This is a genomic window from Frankia canadensis (genome assembly GCF_900197875.1).
Lineage (GTDB): Bacteria > Actinomycetota > Actinomycetes > Frankiales > Frankiaceae > Frankia > Frankia canadensis.
This window is the reverse complement of record NZ_FZMO01000139.1, coordinates 1-9,968: the sequence shown is the minus strand read 5'-3', so window position 1 is coordinate 9,968 and position 9,968 is coordinate 1. Positions and strand designations below refer to the sequence as shown.

Annotated in this window: 11 protein-coding genes; 4 read left to right on the top strand and 7 right to left on the bottom strand. The window is 73.4% G+C overall.

Going from position 1 to position 9,968, the window contains the following annotated elements; all coding sequences use genetic code 11:
- The first annotated feature begins 21 nt into the window (after nucleotides 1–21).
- On the top strand, nucleotides 22–636 hold the full coding sequence (gene rdgB, locus C1A33_RS13550; RefSeq protein WP_101831877.1) for an RdgB/HAM1 family non-canonical purine NTP pyrophosphatase: 615 nt from the start codon (nucleotides 22–24) through the stop codon (nucleotides 634–636).
- Nucleotides 637–704: 68 nt separating this feature from the next.
- Here the strand turns inward: rdgB and C1A33_RS13545 are convergent, their stop codons facing one another.
- The 7 genes from C1A33_RS13545 to C1A33_RS13515 form a co-directional block, all read right to left on the bottom strand.
- The gene (locus C1A33_RS13545; protein ID WP_101831876.1) at nucleotides 705–1,652 is read right to left on the bottom strand and encodes a PLP-dependent cysteine synthase family protein; all 948 of its coding nucleotides are present in this window, start codon (nucleotides 1,650–1,652) and stop codon (nucleotides 705–707) included.
- A 21-nt stretch (nucleotides 1,653–1,673) separates the two neighbouring features.
- A complete protein-coding gene (locus C1A33_RS13540) occupies nucleotides 1,674–2,006 on the bottom strand; it encodes a MoaD/ThiS family protein (RefSeq protein ID WP_101831875.1) in 333 nt (110 codons plus the stop codon).
- A 179-nt stretch (nucleotides 2,007–2,185) separates the two neighbouring features.
- Complete coding sequence (locus tag C1A33_RS13535; protein ID WP_101831874.1) at nucleotides 2,186–2,590, bottom strand: M67 family metallopeptidase; 405 nt, start codon at nucleotides 2,588–2,590, stop codon at nucleotides 2,186–2,188.
- A gap of 54 nt (nucleotides 2,591–2,644) precedes the next feature.
- Entirely contained in the window at nucleotides 2,645–3,184 is a 540-nt protein-coding gene (locus C1A33_RS13530) for a DUF2017 domain-containing protein (protein WP_101831873.1), read from the bottom strand.
- 761 nt (nucleotides 3,185–3,945) lie between these two features.
- Nucleotides 3,946–4,236, bottom strand: coding sequence for an ATP-dependent Clp protease adapter ClpS (clpS, locus tag C1A33_RS13525; protein ID WP_101831872.1), 291 nt, complete (start codon nucleotides 4,234–4,236; stop codon nucleotides 3,946–3,948).
- Nucleotides 4,237–4,315: 79 nt separating this feature from the next.
- Nucleotides 4,316–4,984 carry an NUDIX hydrolase gene (locus tag C1A33_RS13520; RefSeq protein ID WP_243407515.1) on the bottom strand — a complete coding sequence of 223 codons (669 nt, stop codon included), beginning with the start codon at nucleotides 4,982–4,984 and terminating at the stop codon, nucleotides 4,316–4,318.
- 184 nt (nucleotides 4,985–5,168) lie between these two features.
- Nucleotides 5,169–6,569 carry a nicotinate phosphoribosyltransferase gene (locus C1A33_RS13515; protein WP_480014360.1) on the bottom strand — a complete coding sequence of 467 codons (1,401 nt, stop codon included), beginning with the start codon at nucleotides 6,567–6,569 and terminating at the stop codon, nucleotides 5,169–5,171.
- 111 nt (nucleotides 6,570–6,680) lie between these two features.
- Between C1A33_RS13515 and C1A33_RS36570 the strand changes: the two genes are divergently transcribed.
- The 3 genes from C1A33_RS36570 (at nucleotide 6,681) to C1A33_RS13500 (ending at nucleotide 9,674) form a co-directional block, all read left to right on the top strand.
- Nucleotides 6,681–7,007 (top strand): hypothetical protein, encoded by a 327-nt coding sequence (locus C1A33_RS36570; RefSeq protein WP_243407514.1) that lies wholly within the window; start codon nucleotides 6,681–6,683, stop codon nucleotides 7,005–7,007.
- 169 nt (nucleotides 7,008–7,176) lie between these two features.
- A complete protein-coding gene (locus tag C1A33_RS13505) occupies nucleotides 7,177–8,673 on the top strand; it encodes a helix-turn-helix domain-containing protein (RefSeq protein WP_101831870.1) in 1,497 nt (498 codons plus the stop codon).
- An 8-nt stretch (nucleotides 8,674–8,681) separates the two neighbouring features.
- The gene (locus tag C1A33_RS13500) at nucleotides 8,682–9,674 is read left to right on the top strand and encodes an NAD-dependent epimerase/dehydratase family protein (protein WP_101831869.1); all 993 of its coding nucleotides are present in this window, start codon (nucleotides 8,682–8,684) and stop codon (nucleotides 9,672–9,674) included.
- Nucleotides 9,675–9,968 lie beyond the last annotated feature (294 nt).

Sequence of the window (9,968 nt, the reverse complement as noted above, 5' to 3'; positions counted from 1 at the left end):
CCCCGACGGGACCCGCCCCCGATGACGACGAAGATCGTGTTGGCCAGCCGCAACGAGGCCAAGCTCGTGGAGCTTCGGCGCATCCTGGTCGCGAGCGGCCTCGACGTGGAGCTCATCGGCCTGCCTGACGGCGAGGAGGTCGCCGAGACCGGCACCACCTTCGCCGAGAACGCCCTGATCAAGGCGCGGGCGGCGGCCGAGCTGACCGGCCTGCCCGCCGTGGCCGACGACTCCGGCCTCACCGTCGACGAGCTGTCCGGGATGCCCGGCGTGCGCTCCGCCCGCTGGTCCGGCCGCCGCGACGGCACCCGGGTCGAGCGGGACGAGGCGAACAACGCCCTGCTGCTCGCCCAGCTCGACGACGTCCCGCCAGCGCGGCGCGGCGCCGCGTTCGTCTGCGCCGCCGCCCTGGTCACCCCCGGCGGCGTCGAGCGGGTCGCGCACGGCGAGCTGCGCGGTGTCCTGCTCACCGAGCCCCGGGGCGACCACGGCTTCGGCTACGACCCGCTGTTCCTCGCCGACGGCCAGACCCGCACCAACGCCGAGCTCACCGCCGCCGAGAAGGACGCCATCAGCCACCGCGGCCGCGCCTTCCGCGACCTCACCACCGTCATCGCCCAGGTCCTCGCCGACTGAGGCTCACCGATCCTGGGGCGGCGCCGCGACTGACGGCGGGGCGCCGCGGTCCCGCGGGACCGCGGCGCTCACGCCCAGAGCTGGCCTTCGAGGGCGGCCTCGGCCTCCTCGAGGGTGCCGGCGTAGGCGCCGGTGGACAGGTACTTCCAGCCGCCGTCGGCGACGATGAGCGCGATGTCGGCTCGCTGGCCCTCGCGGACCGCCCGCTCGGCCTGGCCGAGGGCGGCGTGCAGGATCGCCCCGGTGGAGATGCCGGCGAAGATGCCCTCCTCCTGGACCAGCTCGCGGGTGCGCCGCAGCGCCTCCCGCGGGCCGACCGAGTAGCGCGAGGTGAGCACGGAGGCGTCATACAGCTCGGGCACGAAGCCCTCGTCGATGTTGCGCAGCCCGTAGACGAGCTCGCCATAGCGCGGCTCGGCGGCGACGATCGTGATCCCCGGCACGTGCTCCCTGAGGTAGCGGCCGGTACCCATCAGCGTGCCGGTGGTGCCGAGGCCGGCGACGAAGTGGGTGATGCCGGGCAGGTCGGCGAGGATCTCCGGGCCGGTCGTCTCGTAGTGCGCCTGGGCGTTCGCCGGGTTGCCGTACTGGTAGAGCATGACCCAGTCCGGGTTTTCGGCGGCGAGGCGCTTGGCGACGGCGACCGCCTCGTTCGAGCCGCCGGCGGCCGGCGAGAACCGGATCTCGGCGCCCCACATCTGCAGCAGCTGCCGGCGCTCGACGGAGGTGTTCTCCGGCATCACGCAGATCAGCCGGTAGCCCTTCTGCCGGCAGGCCATCGCCAGTGAGATGCCCGTGTTGCCGGAGGTCGGCTCGAGGACGGTCGCCCCGGGGGTGAGCAGCCCGCGCTTCTCACCGTCGGCGATCATCCACAGCGCCGCCCGGTCCTTGATCGACCCGGTCGGGTTGTCCTGCTCGAGCTTCGCCCACAGCCGGACCTCCGGCGACGGGGACAGGCGCGGCAGCCCGACGAGCGGGGTCCGGCCGACCGAGTCGGCCAGCGAGTCGAATCGCATGTGTCGGACCTGCCGCTCGCGTCAGATCCGCCGGTGGCCCGGACGGGAGGACGGCACGGGCAGGGCGTCGACGCCACCCCCGGCGACCGCCGGCAGGATCGTCACCTCGTCGCCGTCACCGAGCTTGGCGTCGAGGCCGCCGAGGAAGCGCACGTCCTCGTCGTTGATGTAGATGTTGACGAAGCGGTGCAGCTCGGCACCCTCGTCGCCCGCCACCAGCCGGCCGCGCAGCCCACTGTGGCGGGAGTCGAGGTCGAGGAAGAGCGCGGCGAGCGTGTCGCCCGTGCCCTCGACCAGCTTCGCCCCTCCCGTGTAAGTACGCAGGATCGTCGGCACACGGACCTGGACTGCCATGATGCTCCTTTCGCGAGTGCCCGCGGTCGGGCTCGACCGAGGCGCCGCCCGGCTGGGCGGTGGTGATACGGCAGGCGGAGGCCCGCAGGGTCAGAATGCCCGCCGGATGCGGCGGCTGTCCCCCGATCGGCCCGCGCGGTCCGTCCGCGCTCCCGACCCATCCCCAACGCCGCCGGGGCTCAGACGATTTCCACCGGTTCCTCGGTGACCTGGCCGTCGGCGATCCGGAAGGACCGGAACTCGGTGCTGTCGGGCTCCCGGGTCGACGCCAGCACGTAGTGGGCGCCGGGCTCGGCCGCCAGGGAGATGTCGGTGCGCGACGGGTACGCCTCGGTCGCGGTGTGCGAATGGTAGATCACCACGGGCTCCTCGTCCCGGTCGTCCATCTCCCGCCACACCCGCAGCTGTTCCATCGGGTCGAAGCGGTAGAACGTGGGCGAGCGCTCGGCGTTCTCCATCGGGATGAACCGCTCCGGCCGGTCCGAGCCCACCGGCCCCGTGACGACGCCACACGCCTCGTCGGGATGGTCACGCCGGGCATGGGCGACGATCGCCTCGTAGCAGGCGCGGTCGATACGCAGCACAGGCACACCGTACGTCGCCGACGGGCTGGTCTGGGCGCTCTGGGCGCGGGCGGGCTAGACCAGGGCGCGCAGCAGATCGTCGAGCAGCACGGTGAGGTAGTCGTACACGGCCGCCATCGGCCGGCGCGGGTCGTCCGGGTCGAGCTGCGCCAGCTCCACGGCCGAGTCGTCGTCAGTGAGCTCGAGCTGGGTCCCGAGCACGAGCCGGACGTCGTTCAGGGTGGTCAGCCAGTCCTGCGCGGCGTCCTCGTCGAGGACGAGCGCCTGCCCCGGCCCGGGGATCGCGGCCAGCACCCGGCGGGCCGCGGTCCGCTTGCGGGCGAGCAGGTCGTCGGTGCGCCGGCGCCGGAAGTCCCCGGAGGCCATCGGGTCCTCGGGGTACGGGTCGGGCAGCAGCCGGGCGAGCGCCGGATCGTCCGGCGGCGGGGGCGCGGTGTCGCGCAGGCCCACCAGGGCCTCCAGCGGGTCGTCCACCGGCGGCGGTTCGAGCATCGCCTCGATGTGGCTGACGAGCTCGGACAGCAGGGCCGCCACCGGCTCGGTCAGCCGCAGCTCGATCCCGGCTCGGGTCCGCCGGAAACCGTCAGCGGTCACGTCCTCGCGTCCTCCGTCGCTGCGCGCCTCGCCGTGCCCGGATGTGCGGCCCCGGCTCCTCGGAGGACATCTGACACCTCGGAGGACATCGGTACCGCGGGGGACGGCAGCTGCCAGCCTAGTGCAGCCGTCGGCACCCCGGAGCCGCCGATGGTGACGCTGCGTGGCGTTCGGCCGCGCCGCGCCGGCCGATCCCGGCCGTCGCGGCGGCGGGTCTCCTCCGAACGGGCTACCGCGCACCGGCGTCGCACCAGCCACTACCCCGAACGGGGTAGCTCAGCTGAACTACCCGGAACCCGGCGGATCGTCCGCCCACGGAGGCCAACCAGTCATGAGCCGACCGCGACCGCCCGCATCGCGACCGGCACGCCGTGTCGCCCGCCCCGGCCCGGCGACCGGAAAACCCCGGCCCGGCCGCCGAATTCGGGGCGCCGGCCGGCGCCCACCGGCCGGAAATCCCGCGCCCCCCGCCCGGGTCGCCCGGAATCGGCGCCCGGACGCCGTTCCGAAATCCCCCGCGAGCATTGTTCCAACCATTCAACGAGCTGTTTTCGGCCTTCCGTGCGACCTCAGGCCGGTCTGGCCTGCGTGCCGCCCGGGACGGCCATCCGGAATAGCCCACCCGTGCACCTGCGGTGGAATCACCGACCGGCGCCGGCCCCAACCACCAGATCAGGCAGATGAACTGGAGACCATCCGTTGGCCGCCCATTGTTCCGCGTGAGTGTGCCGGGCGGGCGGCCGGGCGGCCGCGGTGGAGGCTCAGTCCTGGGCGATGGTCGCCCACAGCCCGTAGGCATGCAGGCGCTCCGCGTCGGCCTCCATCTCCTCCCGGGTACCGGTGGCGACCGACGCGCGGCCCTTGTGGTGGACGTCGAGCATCAGCTCGTGCGCCCGGTCCCAGCTGTAGCCGAACAGCTTCTGGAAGACGTACGTCACATAGGTCATGAGGTTGACCGGATCGTTCCAGACGATCGCGACCCACGGCCGATCGTCGTCGACGGACTCGTCAACCTCCTCGACGTCGAGAGGCGACACGGCGGTGACAGACACGGGGTCTATTGTTACGCGTTTCCCACGCCCCGACCCGCCGCCAGGCCCGCGTCGGCGACCCGTCGGACCCCGCGGGCCCTCAGACGGACCGGCGCAGCAGCGGCGGATGCAGCGCCGTCGCCATCCCGCGCCGGTACAGCTCGGCGGGCCGCCCACCCCCGCGCGGCGAGGTACGCCGGCCCACCGGGACCACGAACCCCGGCGTCGAGAGCACCTTGCGGCGGAAGTTCGGTGCGTCGAGCCCGACGCCCCAGGCCGCCTCGTAGACGCGGCGCAGGTCGGCCAGGGTGAACTCGTCCTCGCAGAACGCGGCGGCCAGCGGGGTGTACTCGAGCTTCGCCCGGGCCCGCTCGACCCCGTCGATGACGATCCGCCGGTGGTCGACCGCCAGGATCGGGCCGCCGGGCGCCGCCAGCTCCTCCACCGGCCACCAGTGCCCGTCCGGGCGACGCGCCGGCCGCGGCGGGGGCTGCGGCAGGTTGGGCAGCAGCGCCAGGTAGGCGACGCTGACCCCGCAGGTGAGCGGTTCGCGGCGCTGGCCGCCGTACGTGCGCAGCTGCTCCAGATGGCCGGTGCCGGTCACGCCGGTGGCGTCGACGAGGCGGCGGGCGGCCGAGGCGTCGAGGTCCTCGTCGCCGTCGACGAAGCCGCCGGGCAGCGCCCAGTCGGCGGGCCGCCGCGCCCGCTGGATCAGCAGCACGCACAGCCGCCCGGCGCGCAGGGTCAGCAGCACGAGGTCGACGCTCACGGCGACCGCGGGCGGCGTGACGGTGGCGGAACCGTGACGACGGCCGCGGTCGCCGACGGCATCGGCGTCGCGGGAAACCCGGGCCGGGTCCGGCGGTGAGGCGGGCGGCACCCCTCCAGTCTGGCCACCCTTCCCACCGCGGCACGAGCGACCTCCCCCGGCCGGGAGGGCCGGGGGGCGCGGGTCAGGGCCGGGCGGCGTGGACCACGGGGAGGCAGGGCTGGCCGAAGCGCACGTCGCGGGCGGCCGGGCCGAGGGTGGCGAGGGCCAGGGCGTGATGCTCGCGGGCCCGCCGGGTGCCGGCCGGGCCGATCAGGCCCTCGTCGGCCAGCTCACCACCGGTCATGACCCGTACGAGCAGCTCGCGGTCACGGGACGCACCGCCCTCCACGCGGGCGGGATGCGGGTCGCCGGGAACGCCGGCGGGCAGGACGACGTCGGCGACGGCACGGCCGGCGGGGTCGTGCCGGCGCAGGACACGCTTGCGACCGCCCCGGGTCCCCTTGCCCACCGAGCGCTTCGCGACGGGCTCGCCGTCGACCGCGACGAGCTTGTAGACGAAGCCGGCGGTGGGCGCTCCGGACCCGGTGACCAGGCTGGTACCGATCCCGTAGCCGTCCACGGGCGCGCCCGCGAGCCGGGCGACGGCGTGTTCGTCGAGGTCGCCGGTGGCGATGATCCGGGTGTCGGTGGCGCCGAGGGCGTCGAGCTGGGCGCGGCCGGCGAGGGCGAGGGCGCCGAGGTCGCCGCTGTCGATGCGGATGGCACCGAGCTGCGGGCCCGCCGCGGCCACGGCCGCCGCGATGCCGGCGGTGACGTCGTAGGTGTCCACGAGCAGGGTGGTGTCCGCGCCCAGGGCGGCGACCTGGGCGGCGAACGCGTCGGCCTCGCTGGGATGCACGAGGGTGAAGGCGTGGGCGCTGGTGCCGACGCTGGGCACCGCGTACGCCCGGGCGGCGGCCAGATTGGAACTCGCGGTGAAGCCGGCGAGGTAGGCGGCGCGCGCGGCGGCGATGGCCGCGGCCTCGTGGGTACGCCGGGTGCCCATCTCGATGCAGGGCCGTTCGCCGGCGGCGGCGACCATCCGCGCGGCGGCGGCGGCGATCGCGCTGTCGTGGTTGAGGATTGACAGGACCAGCGTCTCCAGCAGCACCGACTCGGCGAAGGTGCCCTCGACGACGAGCACCGGCGCCCCCGCGAAGAACGGCTCGCCCTCGGCGAACGCGCTGATCTCGCCGCGGAAGCGGTAGTCCGCCAGCCACGCTGCGGTGGCGTCGTCGACGGTTCCGGCCGCGAGCAGCGCGCCGATCTCGTCCGGTCCGAAGCGGAAGTCGGCCAGCGCGGCGAGCAGCCGGCCGGTCCCGGCGAACACGCCGAAGCGCCGCCCGGGCGGCAGGGCGCGGGTGAAGACCTCGAAGACCACGCGTCGGTGCGCGGCGCCGGAACGCAGCGCCGCCCGCAGCATGGTCAACTCATAGTGATCGGTCATAAGTGCCGTGGACATCCGGAACAGAGTAGGGACGACCCAGGCGAGATGCGCGCCGAAGACGAGGACGCGGGTGACCGGTGAGGTGGGGTTCACCATGCCGGGCGCGTGTTGGTCCGGCGGTGGGACGGGGGGGATCCCGCATGATGTCCCTCACACCCGCCGCGGCCTCGCGCCGCCCACGCCACCGACATCCGGGAGCACCTCCACGTGACGACGCTCGCGATCGCCGCCGCCGCGCGGGACGGGCACGCGGGGGCGTGGGCGCGGCCCGTCCGCCGGCGACCGCAATACGACGGGACTCCGTCAGTCGCTTCACAGCGCTATGCGATGGTCTTCTCCGTGGACCACAGCAATGCCGGCATCTTCATCATCGTGGTGGGCGGCGCGTTGCTCGCGCTGCTCGTACTCGGCCGCCGTGCGGGGCGGAGTATCGCGATGGACATCTGGCATCGAATCGGCATCTTCCGCTGGATACTCGTCGCCATCGTCATAGTGATCATTCTTGATCTTTCTGACGGGCTGCCGAACCAGTGAAGGCCGGGAAGTCGGGACCACCGCCGCATAACGCAAGGCACCGAAGATGTTGCAGGACGCCACCAGGCAGCCTCCGGACGGAGCAGTCGATTTGTGTCACTGCGCTCCAAGATGCCCGACTCGTTATGCTCACTTCGCGTAACACGATTGTCGGACGAGAGGACAGCAGGTGACTGGTCACACCTGGCTCTGGACGCCGCCGCGGGCCACTCCAGCCAGCGTCGGCGTCGGCCAGCTCCTGAGGGCGTACCGGCAGGCGCACGGACTGACACAGCAGCAACTAGCCGACCGGCTGGGCTTTGATCAGTCCTATGTGTCGAAGGTCGAGAGCGGTCGGCGCGCCATCCATGACATCTCGACGCTGCGCCACATTGCCCGCAACCTGTCGCTGTCCCCCGAGGACGTGGGTCTCGCGCCGGGAGCGATGGCGGACCGCCGCCGCGACAGCGCCCCCCGCAGCCCCGCGGCTGAGCAGGTCGCGGCCAGCCAGCGCACCTGGCGGCTGACCAGGGACCACCTCAACCACCACCGGATCAGCCTGGCCCGCGCCGCCGTGCGGCTCTACCCGGAGACCGACCGGCTCGGCAGCGGCCTGCTGGCCCGTCCCGGCTGGGTCTGGGACCGCCCGGTGGACATCGACGACGTCGCCCTCGCCTGGCGCGACGACGTCGAGCCGCCGATGATCAGGGGCGACGAGCCGGAGACCGCCGGCAGCCGCCCGCTGCTCGGCGGCGGCAGCCCGCAGAACCGCTACCAGCGCTACACCCGGGCGATGCGTGACCTCGACCGGCCGACCCTGTTCGAGAACCGGCTGAGCTTCCGGCTGCTGGACATCGGCGGCGACGGCACGGCCGCCGCGTCCGCCGGCAACCGCCCGGCGCTGGACTTCGGCCACACGACCTACTTCGACGCGGTCGACGTGTGCGAGACGGTCGCGCACGAGGCCGCGGCCGCGATGGCCGGTTCGGGACTGTCGTGGCCCGCGCTGCCGTTCCGGGCGCGGATCGGCGATCCGTTCGACTTCGGCCGGCGGGTCGCGCTGCCGTCCATCAACACGCTGACGATCCGGCACGACCGCGGCGGCACGGCGAGCTTCTTCCTGCACCGGCGCAGCGCCGGCTCGGTGGCGACCGCCGGCGGGGTGTACCACGTGATCCCGGCGGGCGTCTTCCAGCCGTCCGGCATCACCTCCGTGCACCACGCCGCCGACTTCGACCTGTGGCACAACATCGCCCGTGAGCTCAGCGAGGAGCTGCTTGGCAACCCGGAGCACGACGGCAGTTCGTCCAGCCCGATCGACTACGAGGCGGACGAACCGTTCCAGTCCTTCGAGCAGGCCCGCCGGGCCGGCTCGATGCGGGTGTCGTACTTCGGCGTCGGTGTCGACGCCCTGACGTTGTTCGGCGAGATACTCACCGTCGTGGTCATCGACGCCGACGCCTTCGACAAGATGTTCGGCGGCATGGTGCAGAGCAACACCGAGGGCTCCGTCGTGACCGTCGGCCCGGGCCGGCTGGTGACGGAGGGCATTCCGTTCACCCACACCGCCCTGCGCCGGCTCGTCGACACCGAACCCATCGCACCGTCCGCCGCGGCCTGCCTCGAACTCGCCTGGCGCCACCGGGAGACCCTGCTCCCAGGGCTCCGCGCACGGATGGCGTCCTGACCCGGCACATGCGCGTACTCGTCACCGGCGCCTCCGGGTTCATCGGCAGCGTGGTCGCGGACGCGCTCGCTGCCGCCGGGCACGCCGTGACGGCGATGGTCCGCGACCGCGGCGCCTCGGCCTTCGCGCCGGGCGTCAAGGTCGTGGTCGCGGACCTGCTCGACCCGCCGACGCTGACCGCCGCCGGGGTGGAGCGCGGCTTCGACGGGGTGTGCCACCTGGCCGCCCTCACCCGGGTGCGGGAGTCGCGGACCGCCCCGCTGCGCTACTTCCAGGCCAACCTCACCGGCACGGCGAACCTGCTGGCCGCCCTCGAGGTCGGTACCGAGCGCACCGGTGTCGCGCCGGCCTTCGTGTTCGGCTCCAGCTGCGCCGTCTACGGCGACATCGACCTCACCGGCGTGCCGGAGAGCCGCCGACCGGACCCGTCGAACCCCTACGGCGCCTCCAAGCTCGCCGCCGAGCGGCTGCTGGCCCACCAGGCCGGCACCGGCCTGATCGGCGCCGTGATCCTGCGCTCGTTCAACGTCGCCGGGGCCGTCGAGGGCCGGTTCGACCACGACGACAGCCGGATCATCCCGGCGGCGATCGCCGTGGCCAGCGGGCGGACCGAGGTCTTCCGCGTCAACGGGGACGGGCAGGCGCTGCGTGAGTACGTCCACGTCGGGGACATGGCGACGGCCTACCGGATGGCCCTGGAGGTGGCCGGGCCGGGCCGCTGCTCGGTCTACAACGTGGGCAGCGGCACCGGGGTGAGCGTGATCGACGTGCTCGCCGCCGTCGGCCGGATCAGCGGGCATCCGGTACGTCGCGTGCACTGCCCGCCCGTCGCCGAACCGAAGGCGCTCGTCGGCGACAGCCAGCGCATCCGCACGGAGCTGGGCTGGAGCTCGCCGCGCTCGGGCATCGACCAGATCGTCGCCGACGCCTGGCGCCACGGCCGCGCCGCCGGCGGCACCGGCGTGCCACCGCGCCAGCGCAACGTGCCGATCATCACCTGACGCCAGGATCACGGTGGTCCGGCGGCCGACTGGCCTGCCGTCCCCGTGGCCTACCCGTAACCTATGGCGAAGTGTCACCCCTGGGCGTGGTACCAGCGCATTCGACCGTGGGAGTTTCCGGCCCGCGCAACAATATGATCATGACAGGCTTTCCCGACCCCGAAGGGCTGGCTGTGATGGTGGCGGACCGACACGTGGGCCTACGGCCCTGCCATGTCTACGACTACGACGGCGAGTACCTCGGCTCCTTCAGCAGCTGGACCGCGGCGCACGAGTGGGCGCACCTGCAGGCGG